The sequence below is a fragment of the Xenorhabdus bovienii genome (genome assembly GCF_024721015.1).
In the GTDB taxonomy this organism is placed as follows: domain Bacteria; phylum Pseudomonadota; class Gammaproteobacteria; order Enterobacterales; family Enterobacteriaceae; genus Xenorhabdus; species Xenorhabdus bovienii.
Map to the genome: position 1 here is coordinate 93,014 of NZ_JANAIF010000002.1, position 18,362 is coordinate 111,375.

Here is an 18,362-nt window from a genome sequence, read left to right on the forward strand (position 1 = left end):
TATGAATAAATTAATCGAATTAGCAAGTAAATATGGTGAGGTTTATCAAGAAAAGCTTGATATGGCTAATTGTGCCAACTTTCTACTGAATGAAGGATATAATATATTTTCTTTATATTTAGAGTTTGTAACTAATTATGGCGGAATTAAAGGATATCATTCAGCATATAAAGACAATGAAGCTAAACCTGAAAAATTCCATACAGATCCTATAGAAGCTTCAAAATTAATTCCTATGGATTGGGTTGAGGAATATGAAGATAGAACTTCATGTAAATTAATTCCTTTTGGTGAGTGTTGTAATGGATATATTACATTAATGTTAGGAAGTGATGGTAAAATATACGGTGCATTTGATGATTCATTATTTCAATATGGAAATGACATATTAAGTGGTGGAATGTCTTTTATCCAATAATGGACATTTGCGGAATTAATGAATTTCTTTTTTATATATTTTCGTGTGTTAAATTTAGATCAGTCAAGCCATTTAGTTATTATCTGTTTCAAATAAAATACTATTATCGCTAGATTGATAATATTTGAAAATTATATTTTATATCTTATAGGTGGGTTATTTATATGATTCATTCCATCTGTTTTACTGATTGAATATATATTAATAAAAACTAATAATTGGCAAAATATTCTATATTAAAAATGTTTATTATTATAAAAATAAATCTGCATTATGTAAATAAATATTAAAAATGAAAATTTCATCAGCAATAATAAAATTTACTAGGAGCATATTAATTAGATATTTGTAACATAATTTATTCTTCGCATTCTGTAACAGTTAACAACGTTTTTTCTTAAATATACCGTATCATAAAGCGACCAATATTACCCCCATTATGACATTAAGGATGAAAACAATGTCAGTTCTTACAGAATTTCCCCCCAAGCCGAACCTATATCCCACACAGCCTCTTGAGGAGAAACAGTTATGAGTCACCCAGATTACACGTTATACACGAAAACACCGACGGTAATGGTATTGGATAATCTCGGTCAGATGGTTCGAGACATCCATTACCACCGTCATCCGAATACGCCGCAAACCACCGATAAGCGTATCACCCGCCATCAGTTCAACGCCCTTGGGCAACGGATTCAGAGTATTGACCCACGTCTGTTTGAGTTACAGCAGACAGACGCGACCGTTAAACCCAATTTCGCCTATTTTCACGCATTGACGGGAGAAGTGCTTCGTACCGATAGTGTGGATGCAGGTAGCAACGTCTCGCTGGATGATATTGCTAATCGTCCGGTGCTGAATGTGAATACAACCAATGTTATTCGGACTTGGCAGTATGAAGACAGCACCTTGCCGGGGCGCCTGCTCAGTATCACCGAACAGTCGGAAGAGGGCGCATCTCGGATAACCGAGCGTTTCGTCTGGGCGGGTAATAGCCCGTCAGAGCAAGCCCAGAATTTGGCGGGGACTTATACCCGACACTACGATACTGCGGGTTTAAATCTGACAAACAGTATTTCCCTGACGAATGTTCCCCAGTCTGTCAGCCGCCAGCTACTGAAAGATGATGTCAATGCAGATTGGCAGGGAAATGACGAGCCGGCTTGGAATGCCCTGTTATCGCCGGAGGTCTTTACTACCACGACGACGACCTTGATCGTCACAGACGGCGGCCAGAACGAGGACTTCTGACTTAAAGCCTGCCACTCTTCTTGGTGGGAAGTTGACAACTGCTAACACTTGTTTGCCGATTAATTGTTCTTCTGTGTAGTTTTGGCATATCTGGGCGGAGCTCTGTTTTTCACCAATATCACTGCCAAAATCGATATAAAGTTTATAGGCTGGCTTAATGGCTTTTTCGTTTTTTTTTTGCTTTGATGATTTTGCCTACACGAATATCGAGCGACATAAAGGCGTCAAAGGTGGCAGGTTCGAGATGTATATTTTCCATAATGTATGACGGGCTGTTCAAATAATATTATTTAACATAAGCATAATGCGAAAAAATGTTCAGGGCAAAATAGCTTCTGATTTATGGAATGCTGATCGCAATGATGAGCTGGTGCGTTTGTGATTAAAACAACAATGCCCGCCGTATTCAGCAGGCATTGTTGTGGTTGCTGTTGCGTATTATGTGTACTTATTTTATTCAGTCAGGAGAGTGGTCAGTTCCTCTCAATGATTGGCTGGGTAACGGTTTGACGCTTTTTACATACAGGCGGTTTCTAGCGGCTGTAAATCCCATGTAGGTACAAATACACTGTATTCCTGGCTGCAATGTGGGCAAGCTAAGACTACATCAACAATTTTTTCAATAAACTCAGCCGATTGAATAATTTTAGCTTGTTTTAAGTTCATTTCTTCAACAGGTTTTTGGCAGTGATTACATGTTATATTCATAAATTATGTACCTTACTTAATTTCCTAGTTCAAATGGGAATACTGAAAAATATTTTTTTCCTGAATCAATCTATATTCCATTGATATTTTTGACGGGAGCTTTATCAGCCGGAATATCATCTTTATTTATCTTTACCCTGATAAAGTGAGGGCATTAATGTAGCCCCAGTAAGCAATGTTTGCGGGCTTGTTGGTTGTATTGCCGCAAATCGTGTATGGTCGCTTCGTTCCGGTAAGGGGAAGACTCGGTAACTAATCAGCATAGTCTCCATGTATCCATTTGGTGTAATAAAATTTATTAGTTGTAATATCAATTTGTTATGTATGAAGTTCTCATGTTGAATATAATAATTGCTTACATATTCATTTCTACCCGAAACGGGTTTATTTCAACCCATTTCGGTCTGGCGTTGGTATATCCCATATCAGCGGGTTGGCTTGTGATGAGCTTGTGTTCAGCAATATGATCCTCTTCGGTAATCAGGCTACGTTTGTCGGTCAGATCACCAAGAATAGGCATAAAATTCGTGTGATTTTCGCTTTCATTCATGAATTCTGCTAACAAACTCCACCTGCAATCATTTTGACAGGGTGTATCTGTGGGTAGTAGTCAGAAATGGGTTTCTGGCCTAACTGCCAGCGCAGGTTATCCATATCGTGCTGATGGCTGTTGCATAGCAAGCCAATGACACTGCCGCTATGGGCGACGTTCAGGCCATAAATTCCACTTCGTTCGACTAAATCCAATAATTGATAAAACCGGGGCTTAGGCAGTATTGGCTGGCTCGCGATGGCGCTCAGGGTGCAGGCTTCCCCTAGACGATAGTGGTCATGATATTTATTCGCTATACGAAATTGCCGCCATGCTTGTTGGAGCAGCGGCGTACTTTCCAGCAAGAGTTGATGGCGATCCCGCCGATGGTACTCTTCTGTCAAAACAGTTTGCCGACTTTCCAACAGCAAAATATCGACATCCGGCTGCCAGGCGAAGGGGATCTGAGTTTGGGCGGTCAGGTGATCGAATAACGTTAATGGTGCAAACACCGTGCTGTCAGTCGGTTCGAGCTTGACGCAGAGTTGCGCGAGGGTGGTGCTGTTCAGCGATTTACCCAGTAATTTGGCCGTGGCGTGTGCAGTGGCGGCAATATCTGCGGTACTGCTGGCCATGCCTTTGGCTATTGGGATCGTCGATTGATATTCGATGCGCAGGCAGGCCGATAATTCAGCAGGTTCATTCCAATGTTCCAGCAGCAATTCCACCATCTGGCGCATACGTGGTCGTTCATCAGCAGAGGCATGGCCTTCGCTGACCGCGACACAACTGAACCAATTAATAGGGCAGGAGATCAATTTTTCTCCGCCGAATAGCCACCCTTGCAGCAGTTCTCCGCAGGAAGCCGGGCAGTAGGCTTCAGCCATGTGCGAAAACGTGCTGTATGGCGGCGATCAGGCGTCGGTTTTCCCATTCGCTGCGTACGGCGATCCGATAGTAACTCTCGTCCAAGCCGACATAGTTTTTGCAATGGCGGATCAGCAGCCGATGTTCAAGCAGTGTGTGCCATAAATCAAGACTGGGCTGATGACAGCGAAAGAACAGGAAATTAGCGGAAGGTGGCCAGACGGTGAGTGTAGGGAAGGAGGAGAGGTGCGTCCAAAGATAATGCTGTTGTGATTTTAGCCATTGATGGGTGGCGGTGATATAAGCCTGATCATCCAACAAGACTTCACCCACCCGCGCCGCAAGGGCATTAATAGACCACGGTTCGCGCTGGTTTTTCATCCACGCCACCCCTGCACTATCCCCGCTGACCAGATAGCCTAGTCGCAACCCCGGAATGGCGAAGAATTTTGTCAGTGAACGCAGCACATAAAGGTGGCGGGTGGCGGCAATGTGTGGGATCAGACTCCGGTTATCGGGCAGAAAATCAATAAAGGCCTCATCAACAATCAGCGCTATGCGGTGCTCTTCACAATGTTGCACCAACGATTGCAGAAACCGGCTGTCTGGCATTAAACCGGTTGGGTTATTGGGCGTAGCAATAAAGACACAATCGGGTTGGGTCATTGTCAGTGTATCCAGCAGGCGTAGATCGGGTTGAAATCCTGCGTCTTCTGTTAATGGATACGCGATGATCTCAGCCCCAACGTGCTGCAAAGCTCGGCGGTATTCAGCGAATCCGGGGGTGAGGAGCAGGGCGCGTTTCGGGTTGAGGTAACGGACAACGGCGTAGATCAGTTCTGTTGCTCCGTTGCCTGCTATCACAGAAGTGGTATCGCACTGATGGGCGTCAGCCAGCGCCTGATGCAAATGGCGATACTCTATGTCGGGGTATTTTTCGATGCAGGCAAGGTTATCTTTAATCAGCGCCTTCACCCGTTCCGGGGCGCCCAACGGGTTGATATTGGCGCTGAAATCGATGAGTTCGTTGGCTGGAATGCCGAACTGTTGGGCAACTTCGATGATATTGCCGCCGTGTTCACTCATTATGTCACCTGCCGGGTGAGAGGGTTCATCATGACTGCGGTTGAACTGAGCGCAATGGGGGTGGAGGTAAAGGCGAGTATTTCAGTTAACCGGACGACATTACCAATCACAATCAATGCGGGCGCATGCAGTTGGTGGTGTTCAACTTCTGCGGCCAGTGTTGCCAGTGTGCCGATGGTCATCTCCTGTCTGGGCTGGCTGGCATACATAATTACCGCTGCGGGCGTAGCGGGAGGTTTGCCGAATTGCATCAGTTGCTGGCAGATTTCAGCCAGACGGCTCATACCCATCAGAATAATCAGTGTGCCACCCAATTGCGCCAATGCGCGCCAGTTCTGTGGCTCGTTACCTTGGGAAAGGTGGCCGGTCACCACATGGAAGCTGGATGCATAATCGCGGTGGGTAACGGGAATGCCGGCATAAGCCAGCCCGCCAATGGCGGAACTGATACCCGGAATAATTTCAAATTCGATGCCCTGTTGTGCCAGCGTTTCTGCTTCTTCGCCCCCGCGTCCAAATACATAAGGATCGCCGCCTTTCAGGCGCACGATTTGTTTCCCGGCCAGAGCGTGTTTAACCAGAATCTGGTTAATTTCTTCCTGCGGGATCGGGTGGTGATTGCGCTCTTTGCCAACATTAATGATGTCGCAGTGTTCTGGTGACTGTGCAATCAACTCAGGATTGACGAGACGATCATGCACAATGACATCCGCAGATTGAATGTAATGCAGCCCTTTAACAGTAATTAACGCTGCTTCGCCCGGGCCTGCTCCGATTAGCCATACTTTGCCTTTATTCATAGAACTCCCTTTATATTTTCCTTCTTATATAGAAGCGTATAGGGGAACGCGGGTGGTATGAATGATTTTTAATTTAACGCATTATTACGTGAGTGTGAATAAAATGAATTTGATTTAGGTCAATATTCGTTTATTTAAAAATAATGGATTCTTTTGATTCATATAATAATTACCAGAAAATATTTTTCTGTATGAAAGTTTTTTGTCATATTAATGATCTGTATTTTAGTTTGTTTTATTGTTTTCATATAAAAAATAAATATTATTCAATCTGTTATGTTTATTTTTTTGTCGGTATATTTGTTTTTCTATAATTATTTTTATTTATCTATGAATAAAAATAGTGTTTAAAATTCAATAAGTATGAACAAGATCACAAAAGTCATCATGTGTATTTTTATAAATAGGAAAACTGTGTATTTTGAAAATTGATTAATGACTCTCCGTTATTTTAATATAAAACCCCAGTTTGTAATGATAGTGTTAATGTATTCTTTGTGTGATTAACAAACGGTTGTTTTAAGACTCTGTCGGGTGTTTTATTAATATAATAATGAAATAAATTTATTTTCCTATTATTAAGGTTATGCGTGTATTTGATTATTTAAAATAGGTTGAATCTGTTTTATTTGATAAATATCAATGAGAGAGATCGGATATTCCAGTTCTAATGGCAGGGAATAGTTTTAGCTAAATGGTTCAGGGTAAATAGTTTGAAGTAAATAGTCTGGGGAAATCCTATGCGGCAGAAATATGCTTTTGTCATTGCAGGTACAGGCAGCGGATGTGGCAAAACCACCGTCACACTGGGGATCATGCGAGCACTCATGTGCCGCCAGCTACGGGTTCAGCCATTCAAGGCGGGGCCTGATTATCTGGATGGCGGCTGGCATCGTGCGGTGACAGGGGTGGCTTCCCGCAATCTGGATGCTTTTATGCTGCCTGTCCCTATTCTGAATGGCCTGTTTAATCAGGCTGTAGCCGATAAGGATGTTGCCGTTATTGAAGGCGTCATGGGGCTATATGATGGCTATGGTTCAGACCCTGATTACTGTAGTAGCGCGGCGTTGGCAAAGCAGCTTGGCTGTCCGGTGATTTTAGTGGTGGATGGCAAGGCGGTTTCTACGTCCATTGCTGCCACAGTGATGGGGTTTCAGCACTTTGATCCTTCCGTCAATATTGCGGGTGTGCTGATCAACCGGGTGAACCATGATAGCCATTTTCAGTTGTTGAAACAGGCGATTGAAGACTATTGCGGCCTGCCCGTCTTGGGGCATATTCCCGTCATGCCGGATATCGCACTGCCTTCCCGTCATCTTGGGCTGATCCCGGCCCAAGAGCGGAATAACCAACATGATGAACAGTGGCAGAACCTGGCGCACCAGATAGAAACGACGGTCGATCTGGACAAGCTACTGGCGTTGACTCCATTACCGACATTACCGCAAGGCGATATCGCTTCCCTTGTCGATCCGGCTAGCGGTCAGGGGTTGACACTGGCACTGGCGGAAGATGAAGCCTTTCATTTTTATTATTCCGACAACCTGCTGTTGCTGGAACACGCGGGTGTGACCATCAAACGTTTCAGCCCGTTGCACGATAGCCAGTTGCCGGAGTGTCAGATGATCTATCTGGGCGGGGGATATCCTGAAATGTATGCCCAGTCACTGGCGGCTAATCACGCTATGCATGAGGCATTGCGTCAGGCGCAACGAAAAGGCATTGCCATTTATGCGGAATGTGGCGGCCTGATGTATCTCGGTGAAGCCCTGACCGATGTACAGGGCGTTCGCCACCCTATGGTGGGTTTGATTGCCGGTGAAAGCCAGATGGGAAAGAGTCTGAAACGCTTTGGTTACTGCGAGGCGACGGCGATCTGCGACACGCTTTTGGTGGCGAAGGGGGAAACCTTGCGTGGGCATGAATTCCATTATTCTGATTTCACGTCCGCCCAGACGCCGGTATTCCACTGTACCAAACAGCGTAGCGGCATGGCGCAGAAAAGCTGGTTTGGCGGATATCAAAACGGCAATACGCTGGCGGGGTATCTGCATGTTCATTTTGCCCAACGTCCTGATTTGCTCCATCGCTGGCTGACGATCGCCCGCGAGCAGATGGCAAGGGGGCAATCATGACCGTTTTACTTTGGTTTGCGGCGTTTATTCTCGATATGAAACTGGGCGATCCCCCTCATTGGCCGCATCCGGTGCGCTGGATAGGCCGGCTGATCAGCCAGTCCGAGCGCATTATTCGTCGGCGATGCAAAACCGAAGCTGATTTGAAATGGGGCGGGGTGGCCTTGTGGCTGGTGGTGGTGGGCAGTGTCTGGCTGATGAGTTATCTGGTTCTGTGGTTGGCTTATGGTGTGGCGTTCTGGTTCGGCATGCTGGTGGAAGTCTGGCTGATTTATACCTTGCTGGCCGGACGTAGCCTGAGTGATGCGGCCAATGCGGTCTATCAGCCATTGAAACAGGGCGATCTGGCGGCCAGCCGTCAACAACTGGCTCAGATTGTTGGACGGGAGACGTCACAGTTACAACCGCCGCAAATCAGCCGTGCTGCCATTGAAACGGTGGCAGAAAACAGCGTGGATGGCGTGATTGCTCCGTTGTTCTTCCTGATGATTGGCGGCGCTCCACTCGCGATGGCTTATAAGGCGGTAAATACCCTCGATTCGATGGTGGGCTATAAGACGCCCCGTTATCGGGCGCTGGGCATGTTCTCGGCTCGCATGGACGATGTAGCGAACGGGATACCTGCGCGTTTGGGCTGGCTTTTACTGGCGCTGGCTGCGAAGTGGCAGGGGTTGGATTTTCGTCAGGCATTGCGTGTCGGCTGGCGTGACCGTTACCAACACCGCAGCCCCAACAGTGGCTGGCCGGAAGCCACGGTAGCAGGCGCATTGGGTATCCGGCTTGGCGGGCCGAGTGTCTATTTTAATCAGCGGGTTGAAAAACCGTGGATCGGTGACGCACAGCGTGAAGTCACACCGGAAGATATCCCACAGTCCGTGCAGATGATGTGGGTGGCATCGGTGATGGCGCTCCTGCTGTTTGCGCTGCTGCATAACCTGGTCAGCGTAACGCCATTCAACGCAGTGTTATAAGAAGAGGAAACAAGATGAACGATCCTCAACGCTCGTATATTCAACAACCTCAGCAGATTGAGCAACATAGCTTTGACATTATCACGGAGATTATCCGTGAATCGCGCCCTGATTATCGTTTTGTGGATGCCGGGCAGGAAGCGGTGATTAAACGGGTGATCCACACCACCGCTGATTTTGACTGGCTCGATATTCTCCATTTCTCACCGGATGCCCTGCATCGTATTCGCGATGGGATCTTGCGCGGTTGCACGTTATACACCGATACCACGATGGTGTTATCCGGCATCAATAAAACCCATCTGGCGCAATATGGCAGTGAATGTCGTTGTTATGTCAGCGATCCCCGTGTCGTGCAAATGGCGAAAGTACAGCAGATCACCCGTTCAATGGCGGCGGTCGATATTGCTTTACAAGAAGCAGGGGAGAAGATTTTTGTCTTCGGCAATGCTCCCACCGCGCTGTTTCGCTTGCTGGAACATCAATCCGCGCCCATTGCCGTCGTCGGGGTTCCGGTGGGTTTTGTCGGGGCAGAAGAGTCCAAAAACGCGCTTATACATAGCGGCTTGAGCTGCATTGCGGCGAGAGGGCGCAAAGGTGGCAGCAATATTGCGGCGGCGATTATCAACGCTGTTTTGTATCGGATGCCGGAGGTGCGGCATGAATGACATATTGAATGACACACAGCCCCCGCAGGCAGAAAGCCTCGGAACGGTCTGGCACCGGGGGAAACAGTACCGTAAGGGTTATACCACCGGCTCTTGTGCCACGGCCGCTGCGCGGGTGGCGGCGTTAATGATCTTGCGCCAGCAGATTATCCATCAGGTTTCCATTGTAACCCCTTCCGGCGTCACGTTGGCCTTGAACGTTGAACAGCCGCTGATTGAAGGTCAGCAGGCAGTTGCGGCGATCCGCAAAGATGGCGGTGATGATGTTGACGCAACGCACGGTATGTTGATTTTTGCGCGCGTCTCCCTGAATGACAGCGGAATCATCACGCTGGATGGCGGTGAAGGGGTTGGCAGAGTCACGCGGGTCGGGATCGGTCTGCCAATAGGCTGGGCGGCCATCAATAAAACGCCGCGGCACACCATTGAAGAAGCGGTGCGTGAGGTGATTGGTCTTCAGCGTGGGGCGGATATTGTGATTTTTGCGCCAGAGGGGGAGGAGCGGGCGAAGAAAACCTATAACGACCGGCTGGGGATCAAAGGGGGAATTTCGATTATCGGTACGACGGGCATCGTCATGCCGATGTCAGAAGAGAGCTGGAAGCGTTCGCTGGCGCTGGAATTGGAAGCTAAACGCGCCAGCGGGTTGGATCGGATTATCTTTGTGCCAGGTAATCACGGTGAGCGTTTTGTCAGTCAGCAGTTGGGTATTGACGGAAATTATGTGGTGACGATGAGTAACTTTGTCGGCTACATGCTTCAGGAAGCGGTACGTTTGCAGTTTAGCCATGTGGTACTGGTGGGGCATGTCGGCAAGCTGGTGAAAATCGCAGCGGGTATTTTTCATACCCACAGCCATATCGCGGATGGCCGTATGGAAACGTTGATCGCCAATCTTGCCGTAATGGGAGCGCCTTTCGAATTGATTCAGGCCGTTGATCACTGTGATACCACCGAAGCCGCCATCGAACTGATCGCGGAACGTGGCTGGCAGGCGGTGCATCAGCAGATTGCCCAGAAGATCTGCGGACGCGTTGATCAAATGCTGCGTTTTTCCAGCGGCAGGCCACAGTGCGATGCCATTCTTTTCTCCTTTGATAATCAAGTCCTGGGCTGCAATCGGCCAGTGGATGAGATTGTGGAGGGGTTCCGATGATTACGGTCGTTGGCATCGGCCCCGGCGCCATCGCAAATCAAACGCTGGCCGCGCTGGACGCCATCAAACAGGCGGAAATCTTGGTGGGAGGCGCCCGTCATCTGGCTGAATTCCCCCATTTTCGTGGCGAAACCCGCCGTTTGAATGCCGATATGGACGGATTGATGCAATGGCTTGAACAGCGCCAATATCAGCAGGTTGTGGTGCTGGCTTCAGGTGATCCCCTGTTTTATGGCATTGGTAAACGCATCGCTGAACATTTTGCGAGTGAGCGGCAAAACATTCGCATCATTTCTGGCATCACTGCCATTCAATATCTGTGCGCCCGAATTCTGCTGGATATGAACGATATCTACCTTACCAGCAGCCACGGTCGAAAACCGGATTTTGACTGGCTGCTCCGGCACGAAAAAATCGCAATGGTGACGGATGAGCTGATTGGCCCCCGCCAGATTGCGGAGGAGATTTTGGCACGCGGGCAGCATCGCCGGATGGTGATTGGTGAAAACTTGTCACAGGAGAACGAGCGGATTGTTTGTCTGAGTGCGCAACAGGTCGCCGAATGCGGTGACATTAATTATGGTTTGAACGTGGTGGTGATCCTTAATGAAAGATGAACTGTTTTTGCGTGGTCATCGTATTCCCATGACCAAAGAAACTGTCAGAGCGCTGGCACTGGAACGGCTGGAACTGAATAAAGCCCGACATCTGATTGATGTCGGGGCGGGGACAGGCAGCGTTAGTATTGAAGCTGCATTACGTTATCCCACGCTGGATGTCCTCGCGATTGAACGTAAGGAAGAGGCGCTGGCACTGATCTATGAAAATGTCCGGCACTTTGGCTGTCACACTGTTCGTATTCAGGCGGGTGTTGCACCACTGCCCTTGGAGGAAGCCGCCGATGCCATTTTTATCGGCGGAACGGGCGGACACTTGACGGAATTAATCGATTGGGCGCTGACACACCTGAACCAAGGTGGGCGTTTGGTGATGACGTTTATCCTGCTGGAAAACTTTATGCAGGCATTGGTGCATCTGCAATCTTGTCAGGTGGTGTCCCTTGATGGCCGTGAAATTCAGATCGGGGAATTGACCCCATTGGGGCAGGGGCACTATTTCAAACCCAACAATCCCACCTATTTAATTTCCTGCCAGAAATTTGTCGAACATCTGTCCGATCCAAAGGAGAGTGCTTATGACTGAGCATGTTGATACTGAACCTGCGCGTTTTGATGCCGGAAAAGTCTGGTTTGTCGGGGCGGGGCCGGGAGATAAAACCCTGATCACCCTGAAGGGATACCAGTTGTTGCAACAGGCGCAAGTGGTGATTTATGCCGGCTCGCTGATTAATCGGGAGCTGCTGGAATATTGCCGCGCGGATGCAGAGTGCCATGACAGCGCAGGTATGACGTTACAGGAAATCACTGATTTGATGGTGAACAGCGTCAAAGCCGGAAAATTAGTTGTGCGCCTGCAAACGGGGGATTTGTCGTTATTCGGTTCTATTCGTGAACAGGCCGAAGTATTAGCAAGCCAGGGAATGGGGTTTGTCTCCGTGCCGGGTGTCAGCTCTTTTCTCGGTGCGGCTGCGCAATTGGGAGTGGAATATACCGTCCCCGAAGTGGCGCAAAGCCTGATCATCACCCGTATGGCTGGCCGAACACCGATGCCGCCACGGGAAACACTGGAAGCCTTTGCGGCTCATCAGACATCTATGGCGATCTTTCTGTCGGTACAGGATATAGCCGGTGTCACCGTTCGGCTGATACAGGGCGGCTATCCGCAAGAAACCCCCGTCGCGGTGGTTTACAAAGCAACGTGGCCGGATTGCCGGATTGTTCGCGGCACATTGGACACGATTGCTGAACAGGTACGCACGGCAGGGATTCAGAAAACCGCCTTGATTTTGGTCGGCGCGTTTCTTGGCGAGGAGTACCACTACTCAAAACTGTATGATGCGGGGTTCAGCCATGAATATCGTCAAGCATAGTAAAAGAATCGCCTTGTTCTGCCTGACGATGGGGGGAATGGAGCTGGCACATCGTCTGCGCTCCCATTTGGCGGTGGATTGTTTTACTTCCCCTGAACTGGTGGAAACGGGGTTCAGTGCTTTCGACAGTGGCTTTGCCAATACAGTACGCAAGGCATTCAGCCAATATGGCTCGCTGGTCATGGTCGGTGCGACGGGGATCGCCATCCGCGTGATCGCGCCACTGCTCAGGGACAAACTGACTGATCCGGCGGTTGTCGTGCTGGATGAAAAAGGCCAGTTTGCCATCAGCCTGTTATCGGGGCATATGGGCGGTGCGAATGATCTGGCGCGACAGGTTGCGGATCTGCTTGGCGGACAGGCGGTTATCACAACCGCAACGGATGTCAACCAACTCGCTGCACTTGATGTGTTATCCCAGCAAATTGACGGCGAAATGGCAGATTTTCGCGCCAGCGTCAAGACAGTGAACCAAATGCTGGTCAATGGCAAACGAGTAGGTATGTGGTGGCATCCGGCACTGATTGACGAAAAAAGGCAGTGTGATACCCGTGGGTTTATTCCGGTGGAATCCCTTGATGATCTGCCGGAACTCGATGCCTTGGTTTACGTCAGCCACCGACGGGCAATACCCGTATTGGCGATCCCGACCTTCAAATTAGTGCCACGCCGGATTATCGCGGGTATTGGCTGCCGACGCGGGGTTGCCGCTGAACGGGTCGCGCAATTATTGGATCGTCATCTGGCAGAACATGATTTTGACCCTCTGGCATTAAAAGCCATCGGCAGTGTGGAATTGAAACAAGAAGAGCCGGCTTTAGTTCAACTGGCGGAAAAACGCCGCATTCCTTTTCAAATTTTCTCTGTTAACCAGCTCGCCCAATGTGGACAGGCATTCCCTGCCTCTGAATTCGTGCGCAAAACCGTGGGCGTCGGTTGTGTCTCCCAACCCGTTGCCTGGCTGATGAGTCAGGGGCAGCTGGTTGGTCATACCCTGCGTGAGCAGGGCGTCACTATCACATTAGGAGTATTGCAGCCATGTTAACCGTCATTGGAATAGGCCCCGGCAGTGAAGCCATGATGACGCAGGAAGCGATAGCCGCACTGAAAGCCGCGGACATTGTAGTGGGTTACAAAACCTACACTCATTTGGTAAAGCCGCTGGTGGGCGATAAAGAGATTATCAAAACCGGCATGTGTAAAGAGATTGAGCGATGTCAGGTGGCGATTGATCTGGCAGAAGAAGGCAAAAACGTCGCGCTGGTCTGTAGCGGTGATGCGGGGATTTATGGCATGGCGGGGCTGGTTCTGGAACTGATCAGTCAGCATGAACGCCATGTAGAAGTGCGTCTGGTGGCTGGTGTGACGGCCAGTACTGCTTGTGCCTCACTGCTTGGTGCTCCTCTGATGCACGATTTCTGTCATATCAGCCTGAGTGATTTGCTCACTCCGTGGGCGGTGATTGAAAAACGGGTACGGGCAGCGGCTGAAGCGGATTTCGTGGTGTGTTTCTACAATCCGCGCAGCCGTGGCCGCGAAGACCATTTGGCACGAGCCTTTGCGTTGATGGCGCCGTGGACACCGGCAGAAACACCCGTCGGTGTGGTCAAGGCGGCGGGGCGCAAGAAAGAAGAAAAATGGCTGACCACTTTTGGCGAGATGGATTTTTCCCGCGTTGATATGCGCAGTCTGGTGATTGTCGGCAATCAATCCACTTACGTACGTGATGGGCTGATGATCACACCAAGGGGGTACCGATTGTGAAACAGCCACAAATCCACATTTTTGGCGGCACGAGTGATGCCCGCCAGATTTGCATGATGATGGATAGCGCTGGCATTGACTATCGCCTGTCTGTTGCCACGCCCACGGGAGCACAGCAGGCGGCTGATATCCGCGGTGACATTGTGATTGGCCGGATGGAAGCGGAGGGCATGGTGGATTATCTGCAAAAGCAGAGAACGCAGAGGGTCATTGATGCTTCTCATCCTTATGCCGAGCGGTTGAGCCAAAACATCGTGCAGGCCTGTCAGAAGCTGGATATTCCTCTGATCCGTTATATCCGTCCGAGTGATATTGATGATGTCGAACATGCCTTGATCCATAAAGTGACGACCCTTGATCAGGCGTGCGAAGTGGCCGCCAGATTAGGCGAACGGATTCTGCTGACCACCGGCAGCAAACAATTGGCCGATTATGTTAGCCGTTTGGCGGGAAAAACCGTGCTGGCGCGTGTCTTGCCGACGGCAGAAGTCTTGGCGCTATGTGAATCCTGCGGCCTGTCGGTTGATCAGATTTTTGCCCTGAAAGGCCCATTCAGTGCCGATTTTAATCGGGCATTTTACCAATTTTGTCAGGCGGATGTAGTCATTACTAAAGAATCCGGTGAACAGGGCGGTTTCAAGGAGAAAGTCGAGCCGTGCCTTGCGCTGGGGCTGCCCTGCATCGTGATCTGCCGTCCGGTACATCCGTTTAACGGTGAGGGAATTATGCAGGCCAATAGCCTGGAAGAGATGGCGCAGCTATTGGCGAATTTCCCCGTGATAGCTAACTAATAAGGGATAACGCGATGAAAAAAGCACTCTTGGTGATCAGTTTCGGAACCAGTTATCCAGAAACGCGAAAAAATAATATTGAAGCCTGTGAGCAGCAGTTGGCTTCTGTCTTTCCTGATAGGGAACTGTTTCGCGCTTTTACCTCCGGCATGATTATTCGCAAATTGCGGGAGCGCGATGGCATCCACATTGACACGCCTCACGAGGCGCTGACCAGACTGCATCACGCCGGTTATCATGATGTCGCGGTTCAGTGCCTGCATATCATCAAAGGTGATGAGTATGAAAAAGTCCTCCATGAAGTAGAAAGATTCCGTCCGCGATTCCAACGTTTGGTACTGGGAGCCCCTTTACTGAGCAATTTTGAAGATTATCTGCAACTGATGAGGGCGCTGCACCACCAGCTCCCCAGATTGGGTGACAAAGAGTGTGTGGTCTTCATGGGACACGGCACGACTCACCCTGCTTTTTCTGCTTATGCCTGTTTGGATCACCTGATGACGCATTATCATTTTCCGGCTCGCGTGGGGGCAGTAGAAAGCTATCCTGAAATCGCTTTGATTATTAAGGGACTGAAAGCCGAAGGCATGCGTAAAGTTCACCTGATGCCGTTGATGCTGGTGGCAGGGGATCATGCCATTAATGATATGGCTTCTGGTGAAAGCGATTCCTGGAAATCACAGTTGGAGAAGGCCGGTATGACGGCCATCCCCTGGTTGCAGGGATTAGGCGAAAACCCGATGATCCGGCAGATGTTTGTTGATCATCTTGCGGATGCCATGAATGAAAAGGTCGGGGAGGGCGCGTGATGAGCGGAAAACTGTATGTCATAGGGGTTGGCCCCGGAGCGAGTGATCTGATTACTGTACGGGCTGCCCGTATTCTGGCCAGTCTGGATGTCATTTATGCCCCTTCTGGCAAAAAAGGCGTTCAGAGCCTCGCTCATTCCATCGTTGAAGAATATCTCTCACCTGAAACTGAAGTGTGCACTTACCATTTTCTAATGAAATCAGACAGGGGAGAAAAAGAAGTCGTGTGGGATAGAGTCGCACAAGCCTTGCAAGAAGAAGTGGCGAAAGGCAGAAAAGTCGGCTTTATCACACTGGGCGATCCGATGCTGTTCAGTACGTGGGTGTTTCTGCTGGAGCGGATCGGCAATCCGCCGTGGCTGGAAATCGTACCGGGCATTACCTCATTTGCGGCGATTGCGGCACGTAGCGCCATGCCATTGGCGATGGAAAATCAAACCTTGTCCGTCATCGCTGGTACGGCTCCCGATGCGGTTTTGGAGCAAGCCTTGCTCAATCATGACTGCATCGTCCTGATGAAAGTTTACTCGAATTTTGAACGGATACACGGGCTGCTCCAGCGCCATCAACTCCTGCAACACACGCTGATGATGGCTGATGCGACTTTGCCGACAGAACAGTGCTGGCGCCATCTCGGCGCATTGGATAGCGGGCAGGGGCTATCGTATTTCTCAACGATTTTGATTAATAAAAACTGGCAATTATCGAGGTGAGTTATGCAACAGAAACTAACGAAGTTTTCGTTATCTGGTGCGGCTATCGCACTGCTTTTAGCGCTGGCACCGCAGGAAGCGTTCGCCATGCATGTGATGGAGGGATTTTTGCCCCCGATGTGGGCAGTTGCATGGTGGCTGGCTTTTCTGCCTTTTTTGGCGGCAGGCATTATGAGATTGCGTCAGATTGTGCAGGAAGACAGTAACCAGAAAGTGTTGCTGGCACTGTGTGGTGCATTTATTTTCGTCCTGTCTGCGTTGAAAATCCCCTCTGTCACCGGAAGCTGTTCTCATCCGACCGGAGTCGCGCTGGCGGTGATCTTGTTTGGCCCTTCTGTCGTTGCGGTTCTGGGTGCGATTGTCCTGCTGTTTCAGGCGTTGCTGCTGGCGCACGGCGGCGTGACCACTCTGGGGGCTAACGGCATGTCGATGGCCGTGATTGGCCCGCTGGTGGGGTATTTGGTCTGGCGTTTCTCCTGCAAAATGGGCGTACGCAAAGATATCGGTGTCTTCTTCTGTGCTTTTATCGCCGATATTGTCACCTATGCCGTCACCTCTATTCAGTTGGGTGTCGCTTTCCCCGACCCACAACTTGGCATGGGGGCAGCCATCATCAAATTTATGGGCATTTTCTGCATAACCCAGCTACCGATTGCGGTTGCTGAAGGTTTACTGACCGTGCTGATTTACGATCAGTTGGTGAAAAGACAATTAATTCAGGCTCGCAGTTTTTAAGGAGTGTTGAAGATGAAAAAGACATTAATATTGTTGTCTCTGCTGATTGCTCTGTGCGTTATTCCATTTTTCATTGATCATGGCGGGGAATTTGGTGGCGCAGATGGTCAGGCTGAAGCGCAAATCATGGAAATTGCGCCCAATTATACCCCTTGGTTTGAATCCTTGTATGAACCGGCCAGCGGCGAAATTGAAAGCCTGTTGTTCACATTACAGGGCAGCCTCGGTACTGCCGTGATTTTCTACATCCTTGGTTATTATCGTCGCGACCGTAAAGATCATGATCGGCATTGATAAACTGAGCGACCAGAGCCGTTGGCGCAATAAAGATCCCAGGGCGAAATTTGCCCTGTATCTGCTGTTTATGGTATTGGCGATGGGGCTATCTCCAGTATGGCAGGCCGCATTGTTATTCGGCCTTGCCCTATTTACCTGCTATCTGCTGCGGATCAGCCTGCTGCGTTACCTGAAATGGCTGTTGATCCCGCTGGGGTTTCTCGGCATTGGCCTGATTGCTATCGTACTGTCTGCCAGTTTGCAGCCGGACAGCCTGTTGTGGGGATTTAAAGTAGGGCAATATTGGCTGGGAATTGATTCACAGGGCGTAAACATGGCTAATCAGACGCTCTGGCGCAGCCTTGCAACGTTGGCGGCAACCTTCTGGTTTATGCTGAATATGCCCTTTGAGCAGATGATTAAGTTACTGAAATTCTGCCGTGTTCCTCATCTTTTGATTGAACAGATCCTGTTGACATGGCGTTTTATTTTTATCTTTGTGGAAGAAGCGGCCGCGATCCACCGCGCACAATCACTGCGTTTTGGTTATCGCTCCCTGCGAACGAGCTACCGCTCACTGGCGATGCTGGTCGGTATGCTGTTTGCGCGGGTGATGAGCCGTTATCAGCAGATGAGTGTGGCGCTGACACTCAAACTGTATCAGGGTGATTTTCATTTATAACCTGGGG

Annotated in this window: 22 protein-coding genes and 1 pseudogene; 17 read left to right on the forward strand and 6 right to left on the reverse strand. The window is 49.4% G+C overall.

Translation table 11 applies throughout. The features are described from left to right. The first annotated feature begins 1 nt into the window (after window position 1). Window positions 2–418, forward strand: coding sequence for an SUKH-3 domain-containing protein (locus tag NXS07_RS00920; RefSeq protein WP_258086006.1), 417 nt, complete (start codon window positions 2–4; stop codon window positions 416–418). A gap of 531 nt (window positions 419–949) precedes the next feature. Continuing rightward, the gene (locus NXS07_RS00925; RefSeq protein ID WP_258086007.1) at window positions 950–1,672 is read left to right on the forward strand and encodes a hypothetical protein; all 723 of its coding nucleotides are present in this window, start codon (window positions 950–952) and stop codon (window positions 1,670–1,672) included. On the opposite strand, the pseudogene NXS07_RS00930 reads toward NXS07_RS00925, so the two are convergent. The 6 genes and pseudogenes from NXS07_RS00930 to cobA all read right to left on the reverse strand — a co-directional run bounded on the left by NXS07_RS00930 (window position 1,598) and on the right by cobA (window position 5,665). Next, a pseudogene (locus tag NXS07_RS00930) lies at window positions 1,598–1,931 on the reverse strand (tRNA-binding protein). The gene NXS07_RS00925 and the pseudogene NXS07_RS00930 sit on opposite strands and share 75 nt — an antisense overlap. A 257-nt stretch (window positions 1,932–2,188) precedes the next feature. Then, a complete protein-coding gene (locus tag NXS07_RS00935) occupies window positions 2,189–2,380 on the reverse strand; it encodes a hypothetical protein (protein WP_038222162.1) in 192 nt (63 codons plus the stop codon). 355 nt (window positions 2,381–2,735) lie between these two features. Then, window positions 2,736–2,930: a hypothetical protein gene (locus tag NXS07_RS00940; RefSeq protein WP_155271798.1), complete on the reverse strand. Its 195-nt coding sequence runs from the start codon at window positions 2,928–2,930 to the stop codon at window positions 2,736–2,738. Between the two features lie 8 nt (window positions 2,931–2,938). Beyond that, window positions 2,939–3,799 (reverse strand): GHMP family kinase ATP-binding protein, encoded by an 861-nt coding sequence (locus NXS07_RS00945; protein WP_258086008.1) that lies wholly within the window; start codon window positions 3,797–3,799, stop codon window positions 2,939–2,941. After that, entirely contained in the window at window positions 3,792–4,865 is a 1,074-nt protein-coding gene (cobD, locus tag NXS07_RS00950) for a threonine-phosphate decarboxylase CobD (protein ID WP_258086009.1), read from the reverse strand. The genes NXS07_RS00945 and cobD overlap by 8 nt, the downstream gene beginning before the upstream one ends. Further along, complete coding sequence (gene cobA, locus NXS07_RS00955) at window positions 4,865–5,665, reverse strand: uroporphyrinogen-III C-methyltransferase (protein WP_258086010.1); 801 nt, start codon at window positions 5,663–5,665, stop codon at window positions 4,865–4,867. Before cobA ends, cobD begins: the two co-directional genes overlap by 1 nt. A gap of 740 nt (window positions 5,666–6,405) precedes the next feature. Between cobA and NXS07_RS00960 the strand changes: the two genes are divergently transcribed. From NXS07_RS00960 to NXS07_RS01030, 15 genes are read left to right on the forward strand one after another with little or no spacing between them, the layout of a single operon-like run. Beyond that, the gene (locus NXS07_RS00960; protein ID WP_258086011.1) at window positions 6,406–7,800 is read left to right on the forward strand and encodes a cobyrinic acid a,c-diamide synthase CobB; all 1,395 of its coding nucleotides are present in this window, start codon (window positions 6,406–6,408) and stop codon (window positions 7,798–7,800) included. Further along, window positions 7,797–8,771 carry an adenosylcobinamide-phosphate synthase CbiB gene (gene cbiB / locus NXS07_RS00965; protein ID WP_258086012.1) on the forward strand — a complete coding sequence of 325 codons (975 nt, stop codon included), beginning with the start codon at window positions 7,797–7,799 and terminating at the stop codon, window positions 8,769–8,771. Before NXS07_RS00960 ends, cbiB begins: the two co-directional genes overlap by 4 nt. A 14-nt stretch (window positions 8,772–8,785) precedes the next feature. Next, window positions 8,786–9,439, forward strand: a complete 654-nt coding sequence (locus NXS07_RS00970) for a cobalt-precorrin-8 methylmutase (RefSeq protein ID WP_258086013.1) — start codon at window positions 8,786–8,788, stop codon at window positions 9,437–9,439. Then, window positions 9,432–10,595, forward strand: coding sequence for a cobalt-precorrin-5B (C(1))-methyltransferase CbiD (gene cbiD / locus NXS07_RS00975; RefSeq protein ID WP_038202042.1), 1,164 nt, complete (start codon window positions 9,432–9,434; stop codon window positions 10,593–10,595). The genes NXS07_RS00970 and cbiD overlap by 8 nt, the downstream gene beginning before the upstream one ends. Continuing rightward, window positions 10,592–11,212 (forward strand): cobalt-precorrin-7 (C(5))-methyltransferase, encoded by a 621-nt coding sequence (locus NXS07_RS00980; RefSeq protein WP_038195623.1) that lies wholly within the window; start codon window positions 10,592–10,594, stop codon window positions 11,210–11,212. Before cbiD ends, NXS07_RS00980 begins: the two co-directional genes overlap by 4 nt. Further along, window positions 11,202–11,798: a decarboxylating cobalt-precorrin-6B (C(15))-methyltransferase gene (locus NXS07_RS00985; protein WP_038218297.1), complete on the forward strand. Its 597-nt coding sequence runs from the start codon at window positions 11,202–11,204 to the stop codon at window positions 11,796–11,798. The genes NXS07_RS00980 and NXS07_RS00985 overlap by 11 nt, the downstream gene beginning before the upstream one ends. Beyond that, the gene (locus NXS07_RS00990; RefSeq protein ID WP_038218298.1) at window positions 11,791–12,585 is read left to right on the forward strand and encodes a cobalt-precorrin-4 methyltransferase; all 795 of its coding nucleotides are present in this window, start codon (window positions 11,791–11,793) and stop codon (window positions 12,583–12,585) included. Before NXS07_RS00985 ends, NXS07_RS00990 begins: the two co-directional genes overlap by 8 nt. Continuing rightward, window positions 12,566–13,630 carry a cobalt-precorrin 5A hydrolase gene (gene cbiG / locus NXS07_RS00995; protein ID WP_258086014.1) on the forward strand — a complete coding sequence of 355 codons (1,065 nt, stop codon included), beginning with the start codon at window positions 12,566–12,568 and terminating at the stop codon, window positions 13,628–13,630. Before NXS07_RS00990 ends, cbiG begins: the two co-directional genes overlap by 20 nt. After that, on the forward strand, window positions 13,624–14,349 hold the full coding sequence (locus NXS07_RS01000; protein ID WP_038202033.1) for a precorrin-3B C(17)-methyltransferase: 726 nt from the start codon (window positions 13,624–13,626) through the stop codon (window positions 14,347–14,349). Before cbiG ends, NXS07_RS01000 begins: the two co-directional genes overlap by 7 nt. After that, on the forward strand, window positions 14,346–15,140 hold the full coding sequence (locus NXS07_RS01005; protein ID WP_038195634.1) for a cobalt-precorrin-6A reductase: 795 nt from the start codon (window positions 14,346–14,348) through the stop codon (window positions 15,138–15,140). The genes NXS07_RS01000 and NXS07_RS01005 overlap by 4 nt, the downstream gene beginning before the upstream one ends. Window positions 15,141–15,154: 14 nt before the next feature. After that, entirely contained in the window at window positions 15,155–15,949 is a 795-nt protein-coding gene (gene cbiK / locus NXS07_RS01010; RefSeq protein ID WP_038202022.1) for a sirohydrochlorin cobaltochelatase, read from the forward strand. After that, the gene (locus tag NXS07_RS01015; protein ID WP_258086015.1) at window positions 15,949–16,662 is read left to right on the forward strand and encodes a cobalt-factor II C(20)-methyltransferase; all 714 of its coding nucleotides are present in this window, start codon (window positions 15,949–15,951) and stop codon (window positions 16,660–16,662) included. The genes cbiK and NXS07_RS01015 overlap by 1 nt, the downstream gene beginning before the upstream one ends. A gap of 3 nt (window positions 16,663–16,665) precedes the next feature. After that, entirely contained in the window at window positions 16,666–17,397 is a 732-nt protein-coding gene (locus tag NXS07_RS01020) for an energy-coupling factor ABC transporter permease (RefSeq protein ID WP_038195640.1), read from the forward strand. Window positions 17,398–17,409: 12 nt separating this feature from the next. Next, entirely contained in the window at window positions 17,410–17,691 is a 282-nt protein-coding gene (locus NXS07_RS01025; protein ID WP_038202015.1) for an energy-coupling factor ABC transporter substrate-binding protein, read from the forward strand. Further along, window positions 17,678–18,355: an energy-coupling factor ABC transporter transmembrane protein gene (locus NXS07_RS01030; RefSeq protein ID WP_038222184.1), complete on the forward strand. Its 678-nt coding sequence runs from the start codon at window positions 17,678–17,680 to the stop codon at window positions 18,353–18,355. Before NXS07_RS01025 ends, NXS07_RS01030 begins: the two co-directional genes overlap by 14 nt. The last annotated feature ends 7 nt before the right edge of the window (window positions 18,356–18,362 follow it).